General features: G+C 68.2%; 13 protein-coding genes. 11 read left to right on the forward strand and 2 right to left on the reverse strand.

All coding sequences use genetic code 11. The features are described 5' to 3' along the window. The first annotated feature begins 4 nt into the window (after window positions 1-4). The 7 genes from tssC (at window position 5) to tssE (ending at window position 9,001) form a co-directional block, all read left to right on the forward strand. Window positions 5-1,567: a type VI secretion system contractile sheath large subunit gene (gene tssC / locus AC1DEL_RS02245; protein WP_477125021.1), complete on the forward strand. Its 1,563-nt coding sequence runs from the start codon at window positions 5-7 to the stop codon at window positions 1,565-1,567. Between the two features lie 20 nt (window positions 1,568-1,587). Then, window positions 1,588-2,934 (forward strand): type VI secretion system baseplate subunit TssK, encoded by a 1,347-nt coding sequence (tssK, locus tag AC1DEL_RS02250; protein WP_092293501.1) that lies wholly within the window; start codon window positions 1,588-1,590, stop codon window positions 2,932-2,934. Next, window positions 2,931-3,578: a DotU/TssL family secretion system protein gene (locus AC1DEL_RS02255; RefSeq protein ID WP_477125020.1), complete on the forward strand. Its 648-nt coding sequence runs from the start codon at window positions 2,931-2,933 to the stop codon at window positions 3,576-3,578. The genes tssK and AC1DEL_RS02255 overlap by 4 nt, the downstream gene beginning before the upstream one ends. 10 nt (window positions 3,579-3,588) lie before the next feature. Then, window positions 3,589-5,310: an OmpA family protein gene (locus AC1DEL_RS02260; protein ID WP_477125019.1), complete on the forward strand. Its 1,722-nt coding sequence runs from the start codon at window positions 3,589-3,591 to the stop codon at window positions 5,308-5,310. A 4-nt stretch (window positions 5,311-5,314) separates the two neighbouring features. After that, window positions 5,315-5,800, forward strand: a complete 486-nt coding sequence (locus tag AC1DEL_RS02265) for an Hcp family type VI secretion system effector (protein ID WP_092293497.1) — start codon at window positions 5,315-5,317, stop codon at window positions 5,798-5,800. Between the two features lie 106 nt (window positions 5,801-5,906). Beyond that, window positions 5,907-8,570 (forward strand): type VI secretion system ATPase TssH, encoded by a 2,664-nt coding sequence (gene tssH, locus AC1DEL_RS02270; RefSeq protein WP_477110867.1) that lies wholly within the window; start codon window positions 5,907-5,909, stop codon window positions 8,568-8,570. Further along, on the forward strand, window positions 8,570-9,001 hold the full coding sequence (tssE, locus tag AC1DEL_RS02275; protein WP_092293493.1) for a type VI secretion system baseplate subunit TssE: 432 nt from the start codon (window positions 8,570-8,572) through the stop codon (window positions 8,999-9,001). Before tssH ends, tssE begins: the two co-directional genes overlap by 1 nt. Window positions 9,002-9,021: 20 nt before the next feature. Here tssE and AC1DEL_RS02280 read toward each other — a convergent pair whose 3' ends face one another. Together AC1DEL_RS02280 and AC1DEL_RS02285 are read right to left on the reverse strand one after the other, a co-directional pair. Further along, the gene (locus AC1DEL_RS02280) at window positions 9,022-9,996 is read right to left on the reverse strand and encodes a Bug family tripartite tricarboxylate transporter substrate binding protein (RefSeq protein ID WP_477125018.1); all 975 of its coding nucleotides are present in this window, start codon (window positions 9,994-9,996) and stop codon (window positions 9,022-9,024) included. A gap of 119 nt (window positions 9,997-10,115) precedes the next feature. Continuing rightward, the gene (locus AC1DEL_RS02285; RefSeq protein ID WP_092293489.1) at window positions 10,116-11,093 is read right to left on the reverse strand and encodes a LysR substrate-binding domain-containing protein; all 978 of its coding nucleotides are present in this window, start codon (window positions 11,091-11,093) and stop codon (window positions 10,116-10,118) included. A gap of 143 nt (window positions 11,094-11,236) precedes the next feature. On the opposite strand from AC1DEL_RS02285, the gene AC1DEL_RS02290 reads away from it, so the two are divergent. The 4 genes from AC1DEL_RS02290 (at window position 11,237) to AC1DEL_RS02305 (ending at window position 16,091) form a co-directional block, all read left to right on the forward strand. Next, window positions 11,237-12,409: a CaiB/BaiF CoA transferase family protein gene (locus AC1DEL_RS02290; protein ID WP_441591361.1), complete on the forward strand. Its 1,173-nt coding sequence runs from the start codon at window positions 11,237-11,239 to the stop codon at window positions 12,407-12,409. 13 nt (window positions 12,410-12,422) lie between these two features. After that, window positions 12,423-13,289 carry an HpcH/HpaI aldolase/citrate lyase family protein gene (locus tag AC1DEL_RS02295; RefSeq protein WP_092293485.1) on the forward strand — a complete coding sequence of 289 codons (867 nt, stop codon included), beginning with the start codon at window positions 12,423-12,425 and terminating at the stop codon, window positions 13,287-13,289. A 278-nt stretch (window positions 13,290-13,567) separates the two neighbouring features. Beyond that, entirely contained in the window at window positions 13,568-14,905 is a 1,338-nt protein-coding gene (locus tag AC1DEL_RS02300; RefSeq protein ID WP_092293483.1) for a TolC family protein, read from the forward strand. Between the two features lies 1 nt (window position 14,906). Next, window positions 14,907-16,091, forward strand: a complete 1,185-nt coding sequence (locus AC1DEL_RS02305) for an efflux RND transporter periplasmic adaptor subunit (RefSeq protein ID WP_477125017.1) — start codon at window positions 14,907-14,909, stop codon at window positions 16,089-16,091. Window positions 16,092-16,104 lie beyond the last annotated feature (13 nt).

The raw sequence follows: 16,104 nt of genomic DNA on the forward strand, positions 1-16,104 counted from the left end.
TTCCATGGAAAAGAAGCCAGAACTGTCTGCACGTACCCATAGCGCCGCCGATAGCGCCGCCGCTGCCGTCGTCCTCGACGCGCCGGGCAAGAGCGTCTATGAAGCGCTCTGCGAGAAGATCAACCTGTCGCCGGTCCGTAGCACGCGGCCGGTGGAGTCGTTCCAGAGCGCAGACGCGCTGTCCGAATCTTCGCTCGACGAGCGCGTGGCGCAGGCCATGCACGTGTTCCTGAAGATGATCCAGGATTCGTCACAGCAGGTGGACCGGCTCGACAAGAGCCTGCTCGACTTCCACATCGCCCATCTGGACGAGAAGATCAGCCGGCAGCTCGATGCAATCATGCATCACGAGACCTTCCAGGAGATCGAATCGGCCTGGCGCGGCCTGAAATTCCTGGTCGATCGCACCGATTTCCGCAAGAACGTGAAGATCGAGGTGCTCGACGTCTCGAAGGAAGCGCTGCGCCAGGACTTCGAGGACACCCCCGAGGTGATCCAGAGCGGCCTGTACCTGCACACCTATATCCAGGAGTACGACACGCCGGGCGGCGAGCCAATCGGCTCGATCATCTCCAACTACGCGTTCGACCGTAGCCCACAGGATATCGCCCTGCTGCGCAATATCTCGAAGGTGTCGGCGGCTGCGCACATGCCGTTCGTGGGTGCGGTGGCGCCGGAGTTCTTTGGCAAGACGTCGATGGAGGACGTGGCGGCGATCCGCGACATCGGCAACTACTTCGACCGCGCCGAGTACCTGAAGTGGAAGAGCTTCCGCGAATCCGACGACGCACGCTATATCGGCCTGACGCTACCCCGCTTCCTGGCGCGGCTGCCGTACGGCCCGGATACCGTGCCGGTCCGCGCGTTCAACTATACGGAGGCGGTCAAGGGGCCGGATCACAACCGTTACCTCTGGGCCAATGCATCGTTCTCGTTCGCCGCGAACATGGTGCAGAGCTTCATCAAGAACGGCTGGTGCGTGCAGATCCGGGGCCCGCAGGCTGGCGGTCTGGTCGAGGACCTGCCGATTCACCTCTATGACCTGGGCACCGGCAACCAGGCCAAGATCCCGACCGAGGTGTTGATTCCGGAAACGCGCGAGTTCGAGTTCGCCAACCTCGGCTTCATCCCGCTGTCGTACTACAAGAATCACGATTTCGCGTGCTTCTTCTCGGCGCATTCGACCCAGAAGCCGGCGCTGTATGACACCAAGGAGGCCACCGCCAACAGCCGTGTCAACGCGCGCCTGCCGTACATCTTCCTGCTGTCGCGCATTGCGCATTACCTGAAGCTGATCCAGCGCGAGAACATCGGCACCACCAAGGACCGCCGCCTCCTCGAGTTGGAGTTGAACAGCTGGATCAAGACGCTCGTGACCGAGATGACCGATCCGGGCGACGAACTGCAGGCATCGCACCCGCTGCGCGACGCGCGGGTCATTGTCGAGGATATCGAAGACAACCCGGGCTTCTTCCGCGTGAAGCTGTTCATCGTGCCGCATTTCCAGATCGAGGGGATGGACATCAACCTGTCGCTCGTCTCGCAGATGCCCAAGGCGAAGAACTGAAGCGGAATCGGCCCGATACCATGAAGATCACAAGACCGCTGTGGGCGCAGGGCATCTTTATGACGCCGCAGCATTTCCAGCAGCAGGCGCTATGGGAGCGCCACGCCGGCGAGCAGATTGCGCGTATCGCCACCCCGGAACCATGGGGCGTCGTGCGCGTCGTCATCGATTCCCAGGCACTGACAGTGAATCGACTGGCGGTGAGTTCGCTTGCCGCACGCCTGCCGGATGGCACCGTGATCGACACGGAGACGGCCGACCGGACGCCTCCCGCGCGCGATCTGGCCGATCTGCCGGCCGGTGCAGACTCGGCGGTGGTCCTGATCGGGCTGCCGCTGATGGACGCGCTGGGTGGCAATTGCGTCGACGATGGCGAACGGCCGGCGCGGCCACGCCGCTTCGTGCGTGAGTACCTGGAGGTCGCCGACCTGCACGGTGAGGGCAAGGAGGAAATCAGCGTCGAACGTCACGCACTGGCCCTGCTGTTCGACGGCGAGGCACAAGGCGACTACGTGACCTGCCCGATCGCTCGGCTTATCCGGACGCCGCAGGGCCAGATCGAACTCGATCCGGCCTACGTGCCGCCAAGCCTGTTCCTGTCCGCAAGCGAGCAGCTGACCGCCCGCATGGCACGGCTGTCGACCATCCTCAGCGCAAAGAGTGCGAGCCTGGGCGTGCGCCGGCGCGAGCGTTCCGACCAGATGGCCGATTACGCCGTGGCCGATGTGGCACTGTTCTGGCTGCTGCACAGTGTCAACAGTGCCTGGCCGGAGCTGGCGCGGCTGCGCGCGGCCCCGCAGCAGCATCCCGAGCAACTCTACCGTGTGCTGGCCCGGCTGGCGGGCGCGCTGCTGACGTTCTCGACCACGGAGACCCTGCAGGCCATTCCAGCCTACGACCACATGGCGCCGGAGCCCGTGTTCGCGGAACTGGAGTCAATGATTCGCAGGCTGGTGGATGCGGTGGTGCCGTCGCGCGTCGTGCCCGTGGCGCTTGAACGGCTGCGGCCCACGATCTGGGACGGAAAGATCCTCGATGAGCGGCTGGTCGAAGGTACCGAGTACTACCTGTCGGTGCAGGCTGGCATGCCGGCGCACGCCTTGCTCGAACAACTGCCACGCCTTTGCAAGGCGGGGGCGCCGGATGAAGTCTCGCAGATCGTCAACTCGGCGCTGCCCGGCATTCCGTTGCGGACGATGTCGCGCCTGCCTGCCGCCATTCCCGTGCGGATCGAAAACCAGTACTTCGCGCTTGACAGTGCCCACCCGGCGTTCCGGCGCATGCTCGACGCGCGGGCGTGCCAGTTCTATGTGCCGGCTTCCGTGCCGGACGTCTCGCTCGAACTCTTCGCGGTATTGCCGGCATGACAACTTCGCTTCCGATCTTTCCGCTCGCGCTACGCGATACGGCCCTGACTGTCGCTTCGCTGGCCGGCGGGGACAGGCCCGTGACCTTCGCGGCGTTCCGTGAAACGTGCCTGGGCCATATCGCCCGGCTGCGTGAGGAACTCCGGGCGGCGGGGCAATCCCCGGATGTCGTCGAGGACGCGATCTATGCGCAATGCGCGCTGATCGACGAGTTCGCGCTCCGCCACCTGGAAGGGGCGAGCCGGGACGAGTGGGAGCACGAGCCCTTGCAAGTCAAGGAGTTCCAGAGTCACGACGCGGGTGACGCGCTGATCGACCGCATCGAACGGCGCCTCGCAGCGCCCCAACCGGTGCTGCCGTTGCTCGCGGTCTTCCATGTGGTGCTTGGGCTGGGCTTCCAGGGGCGATTCGCCCTGAACGGCGCCACGGACCGCGCCGCGTTGCTGCGCACGCTCGATGAGCGACTGGCGCGCGCGGGGCTCGACCAGGGCAACGGGCCGGTCATTGTCACCCACGGCAAGGCACGCGCCGGCTGGCGCATCTCGCCGATTGCATGGGTGGTGCTGGCGCTCGTTGGCGCCGGGCTGGTCTATCTGGCGCTGGACCGCTGGCTCGACGCGGCCATCGCGCGGCTGGCTGTTTGAAGGGCGCGACGTGACCGGTTATCCCTATCGCACCTTGGCCGGCTGGATCGCGGCGCTTTGCCTGGCGTGGCTCGGATTCAGCTCGCCGGGGTCGACCACGTGGAATCTGCTGCTGGGGCTGTTCGTCGTGGCGCTGATGTTGGTGGCGATGATTGTCGCCACGCGGCGCGGGCGTGCTGGCCGTCAGGCCTCGCAGGCGGTGCTGGTCGCCGTGAACGCGTCACTCGATGTATTGCCCGGCGACATGCGCCGGAATACGCCGCTCGTGCTCGCCGTTGGTGAGCCGGACGGCGCTTTGGTGCGGGCATTCGGCGACGAATTGGTCCGTATCACCGAGTCCGCGATCTGGGTACGTGTGGGCGACCCGTCGCGGCTGGCTCACGTGGCGGATGCCCTGAAGCGCTGGCGCGACGGGCAGGGCCCGGACGCCGTGGCATGCCTGACCGCCGCCGACCAGATCCGAGACGCCGCAACGCTGAGCGCGCGCCTCGGCCGTTTGCGTCACGCGATTGGCGAGGCGAGCCGCGCCGTCGGCTATCCGCTGCCAGTGTGCATCGCGGTCTATGGCGAGGACGCCGCGGGTCCGCCGGACGGCCCATGGTTCGGTATGTCTGGCGAAGCGATGCCGGCGGACGAGGCATGGATCGCGCAAGTCGCGGCGAGCCTCGACCAGTACGCCCGCGCCGCCAAGCCGGCCGACCGCGCCGCACGTTGGTGTCGCGCTAATCGGCTGCACGCGCTAGCCAGATGGGCGCAATCGACGTTGTTGCCGCGCTTACGGGACGACAGCCGCGACGGCCACCGTACGGGAAGGCCGGTGCAGGTGGCCGCTGTCGGCGCGATCGCGGTATGCGGCACGCCAGCCGACAACTCGCTGTTTGCCAGTGCCGTGGCCCGCATCACCGGTCTGGTCGGAGCCCGCCCGGCACAAGAGGGCGGCAGCGGTCGCTACCCACTGCCGGACCCGTTGATCCGTGGCATCGGTCGACAGCCGGCGCGGCGCGCGCTGCCACGTGCGCTGGCGCATGGCTTCGCGTGGCTCGCGGTGGCGTTCTGCGCGGCTGCGGCCGCCTCGGCGTGGCAGAACCGGGCGCTGGTGGCGCGCGTCACCGGCAATATGGACCGCTATCGCGCGTTGGCGCCGGCACAGGACGCCGCGCGTATCGATGCGCTCAAGGTCATCAAACGCGACCGGGACGAACTCGACCGCCACGCCCGCAACGGCGTGCCGCTGCGGCTCGGCCTCGGTCTGTATCGCGGGGCCGCGCTGCGTGCGCCAATCGACACGCTGATCGCCGGCTACCGCCCGCCGCCTCCGCCGCCGGCCACGATCGAGCTGGACAGCCTGTCGCTGTTCCGCAGCGGCAGCGCCACCCTGAATCCCGGCTCCAACCGCGTGCTGATCGGTGCGCTGGAAATGATCCGGGCGCATCCGGACAAGCGCGTGCTGGTGGCTGGCCATACCGATGCCACCGGCAACCCGCGCAGCAACCTGCGCCTGTCGGAGGCCCGCGCGGTGTCCGTCCGCAACTGGCTGGCCGATGCCGCCGGCTTGCCGTTGACGCATTTCGCGACGCAAGGCTACGGCGACACCCGCCCGAAGGCGGGCAATGACACGGAGGCGGGCCGCGCCGCCAATCGCCGTGTGGAAATTACCCTTGTTCCCGATTGCCGTGACGGCGATCGGGTCACTTCTGGCCAGTCGGCCTGTTCATTTCAGCAGAAGGAGTAAGTAAATGGCAATTCCCGCATACATGTGGATCAAGGACGATGGTGGCGCCGACATCAAGGGTTCGGTCACGGTTTCGGGCCGCGAGGGCAGCGTCGAAGTGGTGGCGTTCGATCACGCGGTCAAGATCCCGACGGACGCCAACACCGGCAAGCTGACCGGCACGCGCGTGCACGAGCCGATCGTATTTACCAAGGAGACCGACGCCTCGACGCCGTATCTCTACAAGGCCGTCTCCAGCGGCCAGACGCTGAAGGCGGTGGAGATTCGCTGGTACAAGATCGACGACGCCGGCAAGGAGAAGGAGTACTTCAACACCAAGCTCGAGAACGTCAAGGTGGTCGGCGTCACGCCGAAGATGCACGACATCAAGAGCCCGGCCTTCGAGAAGCACAACCACCTCGAGAGCATCGAGCTGCGCTACGAGAAGATCACCTGGTCGTACAAGGACGGCAACATCATCCACGCCGATAGTTGGAACGAGCGTGCCTGAGTAAGGTCGGGCCGGCCTCGCGCCGGCCCCTCGGCCCCTCGGCCGCGCCGCCGGCCGCCCCATCCCTCGACCCCGCATTCTTCCCGCCCATCGCCATCCCTCCCTCATGATTGCCCGCGACTATTCCCCGTTCCTGCGCCGCCTGAACCCCCATTGCGCCCGCGCGCTGACCGAGGCGGCCAGCCTTTGCGAAACCCGCGCCCACCGGGACATCGAGGTCGAGCACTGGCTGATCAAGCTGCTCGAACTGGGCGAGGGCGACCTGCTGGCGATCCTGCGGCGCTATGAAATCGATGTCGATGCCATCTGGAATGCCTTGCTCGTCGCCATCGACCGCCTGCCGCATGACCTGCGCGGCCGGCCCGGGCTCTCGCCGCGCGTGGGGCAGTGGCTGGAGGCGGCATGGATGCGTGCGTCGCTCGCTGCGACGGCACCGGGTGACACCGACATTCGCTCGGCGCACCTGCTCGCCGCGCTGGTGGAAGCGCCGCATTGGCTGCGCGCGCCGGATGCCTGGCCGCTGCTCAGCATCACCGCCGCGCAGATCGAACGACTGATGCCGGAGCTGGATCAGATATCGAGCGAGGCGCACGGGCTGCCCGAGATCCTTCCCCTTCCGACCGACACCCCGGCCGTGGCGCACCTCCCCGACAACCCCGTGCTGGGCCGCTTCACCATCGACATCACCGCCAAGGCCCGTGCCGGGCAGATCGATCCGGTCTTTGGCCGTGATGTCGAGATCCGGCAGATGATCGACATCCTCGCGCGGCGCCGCAAGAACAATCCCATCCTCGTGGGCGAGCCCGGCGTCGGCAAAACCGCACTGGTCGAGGGGCTCGCGCTGCGTATTGCGGAGGGCGATGTCCCGGCGATCATCGCCAACACCAGCGTGCTGACGCTTGACCTCGGCCTCTTGCAGGCCGGCGCCGGCGTCAAGGGCGAGTTCGAGCAGCGGCTCAAGCAGGTGATCGAGGCGGTGCAGCAGTCGCCGACGCCAATCCTGCTGTTTATCGACGAAGCCCATACGCTGATCGGGGCAGGTAACAGCGCTGGCGGCGCCGACGCGGCCAACCTGCTGAAGCCGGCGCTGGCGCGGGGCGAGCTGCGGACCATCGCGGCGACCACGTGGTCCGAATACAAGCAGTATTTCGAACGGGACGCGGCACTCGAACGCCGCTTCCAGATGGTGAAGGTGGACGAGCCCGACGACGCGGCCGCGTGCCTGATGCTGCGCGGCCTCAAGGAGCGCTATGCGCGGCACCATGACGTGCATGTCACCGATGCGGCGGTCGTCGCCGCCGTGCGCCTCTCGCGCCGCTACCTGACCGGGCGCCAGTTGCCCGACAAGGCGGTCGACCTGCTCGATACCGCCGCCGCGCGGGTGCGCATGAGCCAGGACGCCACGCCGATTGCCTTCGCCCGGTGCGAGGCCGAGCGCGCGGCGCTGGAGACCGAGCGGGCTGCGCTGGCGCAGGACGAGGGCGCCACGGGCATCCGTGACGCCGCACGGATCGGCGCCATCGACAGCCGGCTGGAGGCGCTGGACGGCGACCTCGCCCGATTCACGCAGACGCTCGCCGCCCAGAAGGCCGCAACGGAAACCCTGTTCGGCCTGCGTCGCCAATGGCAAGCCGCGGACGAGGCGCTGCGGCAGGACCTCTCCCCATCGATCGAAGCCGCCCACCGCGCGGTGGGTTCGGCCGGGCAGGCCGCCCTGATCCGCGCCGAGGTGGATGAGCACGCGATTGCCGAAGTCATCGCAGACTGGACCGGCGTGCCGGCCGAGAGCCTGCTGGCCAGCGAACTGGCCACGCTGCTGGACCTGGAGGCCAACCTGGGCAGCGTGGTGGTGGGTCAGGACGAGGCGCTCGCAGCGCTCGGCAAGCGGCTGCGGGCGGCGAAGGCGGGGCTCAAGGCCGAGGACGCGCCGATCGGCGTGTTCCTGCTCGTGGGGCCCTCGGGCGTCGGCAAGACCGAGACGGCGCGGGCGCTGGCCGACCTGATGTTCGGCGGCGAGCGGGCGCTGATCACCATCAACCTGTCCGAATACCAGGAAGCGCATACGGTGTCGCAGCTGAAGGGCTCGCCGCCCGGCTACGTCGGCTACGGCGAGGGCGGCGTCCTGACCGAGGCGGTGCGCCAGCGCCCCTACAGCGTGGTGTTGCTCGACGAGGTCGAGAAAGCCCACCGCGACGTGCTGAGCCTGTTCTATCAGGTGTTCGACCGTGGATTTATGCGCGATGGCGAAGGCCGGGTGATCGATTTCCGCAACACGGTGATCGTGATGACGTCGAACCTGGGCAGCGACCAGATCCTGGCCGCCACGGACGCCGTGACCGAGGCCGGCGGCGCGGCGACCCCCGGCATGCTGATGGAGGCGATCCGCCCGACGCTGGTCGAGCATTTCCAGCCCGCGCTGCTGGCGCGCTTCCAGACCGTGGTGTTCCGGCCGTTGGCCGCCGGGCCGATGGCGACAATCGTACGCATGAAGCTGGATAAGGTGAGCGAGCGGGTGGCGCGCCGGTTCGGCGTGCCGCTGCGTTACGACAATGGGCTGGTGGACGCGCTGGTCGCCGCCTGCCTGTTGCCGGACACCGGCGCGCGCAATATCGACAGCCTGCTCGACCAGCAGATCCTGCCGGTGCTGGCCCGCGAGCTGCTAATAAGAATGGGGAACAAGACAGCGGAGACGAGCGCCCCGGCCACGATCCGGCTGACCTTCTCGGACGCAGACGGCATCGGGCTGGAATTCGATGAGGCTGGCCAGTAATGGCCGGCGGTCCGGGCCTGTTCGAGGCCGTGACAGGGCATTTCGCGAATGGGGTGCCGGTCGAGGAATTCGATCTGGCGACGCAGACCTTCCTGTCCGTCCAGGACAATATCCAGCGCATTCTGAACAGTCGGCGCGGCGGGCTGGCTCATCTGCCGGACTATGGGCTGGGCGACCTGTCGCGCATCTACCGGCACCTGCCCGCGTCGGCCCACACGCTCAAGCGGGAGATTGAAACCACGCTGCTGCGCTACGAGCCGAGGCTCCGGGGCATCGATATCGACATCGACGATACCGAGCCCGGGATGCTGCTGAGTTTCACGATGACCTGCCACCTGCGCCGCGCCGGGCTGGTGCGCTTCGGCACGCATTTCATGCCTGACGGCAAGACCCGGCTGACGCTGCTGCGCGCGGTGCAGGACCGCGACTGAGGGGCTACGGCTAACGCCGTTCAGTCCACCTGGGCGCCCGAGGCCTTGACGATCTTGCCCCATTTGTCGATATCCGCACGCAACATGGTCGAGAACTGCTGCGGCGTGCCGGTGAGCACCTCGGCGCCCTGCGCGGCGAGCTTGTCGCGCAGCGGTGCGTCGGCCAGCGCGGCCTGCAAGGTCTTGGCGAGCTTCTCCGTCACCGCCTTCGGCGTGCCGCGCACGGCGAACAGGCCAACCCAGAGATCGCCGCTATAGCCGGGCACGGTTTCGCTGATGGCCGGGATGTCCGGCGCGAATGGCGACCGCTTGGCCGAACTCACACCCAGCGCCCGCACCTTGCCGGCCTTGATATGGGCCAGCACCGAGGGCAGGCTGGCGAAGGCCATCGGCACCTGGTTGCCGAGCACGTCGTTCAGCGCCGGCGCCACCCCCTTGTAGGGCACATGTTCAAGCTTGATGCCGGCCATGCTGTTCAGCATCTCGCCGAGCAGGTGGTTCAGCGTGCCATTGCCGGCCGACGCATAGCGATAGAAATCCGGCTTGGCCTTGGCCATCGTGATCAGCTCCGCCATCGACTTGGCCGGGAACGCGGGATTCACGACCAGCACGTTCGGCACCGTCGCCACGGGGGCGATCGGCTCGAAGTCCTTGATCGGATCGAACGGAATCTGGCGATAGAGCGACGGGTTGATCGCCTGCGTGCTGCTGATGGTCATCAGCAGCGTGTAGCCATCGGCCGTGGCGCGCGCGGCGGCCTGGGTGCCGATGTTGCCGCCGGCGCCGGGACGGTTCTCGACCACCACCTGCTGGCCCAGGCGCTGCGACAGATCGGCGGCCACCAGCCGGGCAACGATGTCGTTGGTGCCGCCCGGCGCCTGGGGCACGATCATCTGGATGGGCTTGCTGGGATAGGTGTCGGCGTGGGCGCTGCCCACGGCGGCCAGCGTGAGAGCCACGGCCATGCCGGCGAGGGCGGGAAGGGTGCGAAGCATTGTTGTCTCCTATGGCGGGCGGTTATCTGGGATGTCGGTCCCGCCCATGCTGGCGCCCACTCTAGCCGAGGCCGGTGCGCAGGAGAAATTCAATCGCCGACTATGGCCATAAGGATTTCTTATCGGCTGGCAGGTGCCGTAGGGGCGGGCGGCGGCGCCAGCGAGCCGCCCTGGGCGATGCGCGCTGCAACGATCTCCCGCAGGATGTCGGCGACGGCTTCGGCCGCATTCGAACGCGGCAGCGCGCGCGGCCAGCACAGGGACAGCGTGCGGCGCAACTCCGGCAGGATCAGGCGACGCCCGATGCCCCCCTCGGCATCGCCAGCCCCATCCCCATTCCCTTCTGCGCCCGGACTCTCGCCCAGCGACGACGCCGGCAGCACCGTGCAGGCCAGCCCCTCGCGGGCGGCGGCCAGCAGGAAGGGCAGCGAATCGAGGTCCGCCACCACGTTCAGGGCGATACCGGCCTTGGCGAAGCTGCGCTCCACCACCTCGCGCAGGCCCTGCGAGCCGCTGGGCAGCACCAGCGGCATGCCGTCGAGGGCCTTCAGTGCGATGGTGGCCGAGCGGGTGGCGCGCCCGGGCGGCGTGCCGATCAGGTAGAGCGGTTCGCTGGCCAGCGGTTCGGGCTCCACAGCGCGCGACGCCGTGTCGCGGAACAGGATCGCGAAGTCGAGCCGGTTCTGGTTCAGCAGCTCGGAGATATAGCCGCTCATGCTCTCGAACAGTTGCAGCCGCACCTGCGGATAGCGCTGCCGCACGGCCCGCACCAGCGGCATGCCGAAGGCCGCCGCCGCCGTGGTCGGCAGGCCGATGGCGACGTTGCCGGAGATTTCCGAGCCGGCCACCCGGACGTCCGCCCCGGCCATCTCGACCTGGCGCAGGATATTGCGAATGTGACGATAAAGTGTCTTGCCGGCCTCGGTCGGCCGTACGCCCTTGGCGCCGCGATGCACCAGCGGCACGCCGAATTCCTCCTCGAGCGCGGCCAGTTGCTGGCTCAGCGCCGGCTGCGCCACGCACACGACCTCGGCGGCGCGCGTCAGGCTGCCGTGGTCGACGATCGCCACGAAATACCGCATTGCCCGGATGTCCATCGCTGCTGCCTCCTGCCCCGTTCGTCGGGTGTCGTCTCGTTGAGGGTATTGATTCTACTTATGGAGGCTTCGGCAATCCCTATTTCACATAGTCGGGGCGCGCGGGTAGATTGGCGGCATCGAGCACCCCCGGACCCATCGCCATGACCCGACCCCTAGCCGGCATTACCGTCATCTCCCTCGAACAGGCGATTGCCGCGCCGTTCTGCACCCGCCAGCTGGCGGACCTCGGCGCACGCGTGATCAAGATCGAGCGGCCCGGCCCGGGGGATTTCGCCCGCGCCTACGACACGCGCGTGCGCGGCCTGTCCTCGCACTTCGTCTGGACCAACCGTTCGAAGGAAAGCCTGACGCTGGATGTGAAGGCGCCCGGCGCCGCGCCGGTGATGGAAGGGCTGCTGGAGCGCGCGGACGTGCTGGTGCAGAACCTCGCCCCGGGCGCGGCGGCCCGGCTCGGGCTGGATTACGAGACGCTCTCGGCCCGCTATCCGCGCCTGATTGTCTGCGACATCTCGGGCTACGGCGGCGACGGCCCCTACCGCGACAAGAAGGCTTACGACCTGCTGGTGCAGAGCGAATCGGGGTTCGTCTCGGTGACCGGCACGGCCGAGGAGGGCGTCAAGGCGGGTGCCTCGGTGGCGGACATCGCCGCCGGCATGTACGCCTATAGCAATATCCTGGCGGCGCTGATCGAGCGCGGCCAGACCGGGCGCGGCAAGCGGATCGACGTGTCGATGCTGGAGTCGATGGTCGAGTGGATGAGCTTCCCGATGTACTACGCGTTCGATGGCGCCGAGCCGCCGCCGCGCGCAGGCGCCGCCCACGCCACCATCTACCCCTACGGGCCGTTCCCGACCGGCGACGGCAAGACCGTGATGCTGGGGCTGCAGAACGAGCGGGAGTGGTCGGTCTTCTGCAAGACCGTGCTGGGCGAGCCGGCGCTGGCCACGCATGCCGCGTTCGCCACCAACAGCCTGCGCAGCGCCAACCGCGCCCAGTTGCGGGCGCGGATCGTCGAAGCGTTCTCGCATATGACGGCGGAGCAGGTGGTGCAGCGGCTCGAGGAGGCCAAGATCGCCAACGCCAACGTCAATACCATGGCCGATGTCTGGCACCACCCGCAGTTGGCCGCCCGGGAACGGTGGCGCACCGTGGCGTCGCCGGTCGGCGAGATCCCGGCGCTGCTGCCGCCGGGCCTGACCGATGCGCGCATGGATCCGATTCCCGCAGTCGGCGAGCATACCGATGCCATCCTGTCGGAAATCGGCTGTTCCGCCGCGCAAGTGGCCCAACTTCACGCCGACGGCGTGGTTTGATCAGGAGCCGACCATGACTACCCCCCGCGTACCGCGCAGCTACCTGTTCGTTCCCGCCTCCCGCCCCGAGCGCATCGGCAAGGCCCTGTCGGCCGGCGCCGATGCGGTCATTGTCGACCTGGAGGATGCCGTCGCCCCCGATGCCAAGGCCGAGGCCCGCGCGGGTCTGTCCGACCCCTGGAGCGGCCTGCGGACTGCCGCCCAGGTCGGCGGCGTGCAGCTTTTTGTGCGCGTGAACGGCGCCGATACCGCATGGTTCGCCGACGATCTCGCCTGGTGCCGGGCGCATCAGGTGCGCCAGATCATGCTGCCGAAGGCCGATGCCACCGCGCTGGCCGCCCTCCACGCCGAGCTGCCGGACGCCCACTGCCATGCCCTGCTGGAGACCGCCGCCGGGTTTGCCGACCTGTACGACGTGGCGCGCGCGCCCGGCGTCACCCGGCTGGTGTTCGGCAGCATCGACCTGATGTTCGATCTCGACGTGGCCGACGATGGCGAGCCGCTGCATCACTTCCGCAGCGAGTTGGTACTCCATTCGCGCGCGGCCGGGCTGCCGGCGCCGGTCGACGGGGTCTGCACCGCCATCGGCGATGCCGAGGCGCTGGCGGACGACACCGCCCGGGGCCGCCGCTTCGGCTTCGGCGCCAAGCTGCTGATCCATCCGAACCAGGTGGAAGGCGTGCATGCGGCGCTGGCGCCGTCTGCCCAGGAAGTGGCGTGGGCACGGCGCGTGGTGGACCAGGCCGCCGCCGCGCAGGGCGCGGCCATCGCCGTGGACGGCAAGATGGTGGACCGCCCGGTGCTCGAACGTGCGCTGCGGATCGTCGCCGCAGCGCCGGGCCCAGCGGCGCCATCCGCCTCATCCGCCACCTCCGCCTGAACCGGGCGCAGCGCCAATCGGTGTTTTCCCGACCCACACGTTGGGCGAATTTGGGTGGGAATGCCGACAAGATGAAAGCCGTTTGTAATGAGATTGCGATTGAATGCGCACGGGAGATCGTGCGCGGCAAGGCAGCGCGGCTAAAAGAGCGGGTTCCCGGGGAGCGATGAAAGAAAATCGCCCGCCCGGTGCACCGTTCGGCTGGCACGGTCGTTTACGTCAGACCGAAGTGACATTGAGCCAGACCGATCGTGCATTTTTCAGTTTCCCGCGCCGCCATGGCCGTGCTGCTGGCCGTGGCAGCCGTTGCTGGCCACGCCGCCAGCCAGCCGATGCCCCCAGACGGCCCCTGTGTGCCGCCACCGGCCAAGGCCACGCTCACACTTGCCCAGGCGCGGCTTGACGCCCAGCGCTGCAATCGCGACATCATTGCCGCCCGGCGCGGCGAGGAAGCCAGCCAGGCCGATGTCCAGATCGCCTCGCAACGGCCGAATCCGGTCCTGAGCCTCGGTGTCACTAATATCAATCCGCATGCGGGGGTGGGATCGGGCAGCCTGCGCAGCAAGACGGTGGATTCCACGCTGCGCATCGATCAGGTCATCGAAACCGCCAACAAGGGCAACCTGCGCGTGGACGCAGCCCGCAAGGCTAGCGCCGCCGCGGGGGAGACCACCCAGGCCATCGTGGCGCAGCAACTCGGCGCGGTGGACCAGGCCTGGTACGAAGCCGTGGTTAGCCAGACCCGGCTGGAAGTGCTGACCGAGACCGTCGGCCTCTATTCCCGCACCCAGCAAGCCAATGAGACCCGGCTGAAGGCCGGCGATATTTCCCGCGCCGACGTCACCAAGCTCCAGCTGGAAACGCTGCGCGCCCAGAGCGACCTGCGCAACGCCCAGGCTGACCACGCCAGCGACAAGGCCGCCCTGGCCGCCGCCATCGGTGTGCCGGGCACGCTGATCGACAACCGACTCGTGCCGGACTGGCCGGCGCTGGACACCCCGGTGCCGCCGGTGGACCCCGACGTGCTGCAACGCCGCCCCGACGTGACCGCCGCCGAAGCCCGGCTGGCCGCCGCCGCCGCCTCGCGCGACCTGGCCCGCGCCGGCCGCGTGCCCGATGTGACGGTGGGCGCGCAGGCCGAGCACTATCCGCAATCGCCCACTAATACCTATGGCGATGGCAACAGCTACGGCGTGTTCATCTCGATCCCGCTCTTCGTTCGCCACAGCAATGGCGGCGAGGCGCGCCGCGCGGAGGTGGATTACTACGCCGCGCTGGACGACCGCAACCGCATCCTGTTGGAGGCGCAGAACGACATCGAGCGCCTGCGCAGCCAGCTAGAGGCCGCGCGTGCCACGCTCCAGCAGATGCAGGCCGCCGTGCTGCCGGCCGCCGAGTCCGTCGCGAACAGTGCCGAATTCGCGTACACGAAGGGCGCCACGGGTGTGCTGGACCTGCTCGACGCGCGCCGCGCGCTGCGCCAGACCCGTGTGGACGCCGTAGAGGCGCAGGGCAACTACGCCAAGGCGCTGGCCGCCTACCGCACCGCGCTGCAAGCTACCAATTCCGATATCAACAAGCTTCCCCAGGTCCGTACCGATGCGTCGCGCCCATAACATGCTGTCTTCGTCCCAGTGGTTCCGTCCTCTCCGCCTGGCAGCCGTCGGGTCACTTTGCGCGCTGGCGCTGGTCGCCTGCGGCAAGAAGGAGGCGCCCGTGGCCGACGACGACCCCAAGGTCAGCGGCCAGGTCATCCAGTTTCCGGAGTCGGTGAAGACCCTGCCGGGCATCGTCGGCCAGCCGGTGAAGCTGGGCGGTGACCGCATGCTGAACCTGCCGGGCCGGCTGGTCTGGAACGAGGACAAGACCGTGCGCGTGACCTCGCCGTTCGCGGGCCGCGTGATGGACATCCTCGTGCAACCCGGCGCGACTGTGAAGGCCGGCCAGCCGCTGGCGACGTTGACCTCGCCCGACTATGGCCTCGCCCAGGCCGATGCCCGCAAGGCCGCCGCCGACAGCGCCGTGGCCGCCAAGTCGCTGGCGCGCCAGCGCGAGCTGTACGGGGCCGGCATCGTCGCCCAGAAGGAACTGGAGCAGGCGCAGGCCGACAGCGCCCGCGCTGCCGCCGACCAGCAACGCACGCAGGCGGCGCTGCGCATGTACGGCGCGGCTGCCGGTGGCGATGCGGTGAACCAGCGCTTCGCGCTGCGCAGCCCGATCGAGGGCCTGGTGGTGGAGCGCAATATCAACACGGGCATGGAACTGCGCCCGGACCAGGCGCCCAGCTCGCCGCTGTTCCTGATCACCGACCCGACCACGCTCTGGGCCCAGGTGGATGCGGCCGAGGCGGACCTCGGCCTGTTCAAGCCGGGCGTGACGGTGCAACTGACCAGCGCCGCCTATCCGGGCGAGACGTTCCAGGGCACCGTGGTCAAGATCGCCGATTACGTGGATCCGTCGTCGCGCAGCATCAAGGTGCGGCTGACCGTGCCGAACGCGGACCGCCGCCTGAAGGCCGAGATGTTCGTCACGGCGCGCCTCCAGGCCGCCTCGTTCAAGGGGATCGCGGTGCCGTCGAAGGCCGTGTTCCTGGCTGACAACAAGAACTACGTGTTCGTCCGCAAGGGCACGAACACGTTCGAGCGGCGCCTGGTGAAGACCGGCGTGTCACTGCCGGGCATGACCGAGGTGCTGGAAGGGCTGACCGACGGCGAGGTGGTGGTCACCGACGGCAACCTCTATCTGCAGGACATCCTGCGTGACGCCACGGCGGTCAATGCGGCGCGCGCGTCCGCCAAGTAAGGGAATGGCGGAC

This window comes from Cupriavidus sp. 10L43_2 (genome assembly GCF_056395265.1).

Bases quoted from the DNA above. Each gene is read 5' to 3' on its own strand.
- AC1DEL_RS02255 (WP_477125020.1), top strand. From the start codon at position 2,931: ATGACAACTTCGCTTCCGATCTTTCCGCTCGCGCTACGCGATACGGCC.
- tssC (WP_477125021.1), top strand. From the start codon at position 5: ATGGAAAAGAAGCCAGAACTGTCTGCACGTACCCATAGCGCCGCCGAT.
- AC1DEL_RS02290 (WP_441591361.1), top strand. From the start codon at position 11,237: ATGACCCGACCCCTAGCCGGCATTACCGTCATCTCCCTCGAACAGGCG.
- AC1DEL_RS02285 (WP_092293489.1), bottom strand. From the start codon at position 11,093: ATGGACATCCGGGCAATGCGGTATTTCGTGGCGATCGTCGACCACGGC.
- AC1DEL_RS02280 (WP_477125018.1), bottom strand. From the start codon at position 9,996: ATGCTTCGCACCCTTCCCGCCCTCGCCGGCATGGCCGTGGCTCTCACG.
- AC1DEL_RS02305 (WP_477125017.1), top strand. From the start codon at position 14,907: ATGCTGTCTTCGTCCCAGTGGTTCCGTCCTCTCCGCCTGGCAGCCGTC.
- tssH (WP_477110867.1), top strand. From the start codon at position 5,907: ATGATTGCCCGCGACTATTCCCCGTTCCTGCGCCGCCTGAACCCCCAT.
- AC1DEL_RS02300 (WP_092293483.1), top strand. From the start codon at position 13,568: ATGGCCGTGCTGCTGGCCGTGGCAGCCGTTGCTGGCCACGCCGCCAGC.
- AC1DEL_RS02295 (WP_092293485.1), top strand. From the start codon at position 12,423: ATGACTACCCCCCGCGTACCGCGCAGCTACCTGTTCGTTCCCGCCTCC.
- AC1DEL_RS02265 (WP_092293497.1), top strand. From the start codon at position 5,315: ATGGCAATTCCCGCATACATGTGGATCAAGGACGATGGTGGCGCCGAC.
- tssE (WP_092293493.1), top strand. From the start codon at position 8,570: ATGGCCGGCGGTCCGGGCCTGTTCGAGGCCGTGACAGGGCATTTCGCG.
- tssK (WP_092293501.1), top strand. From the start codon at position 1,588: ATGAAGATCACAAGACCGCTGTGGGCGCAGGGCATCTTTATGACGCCG.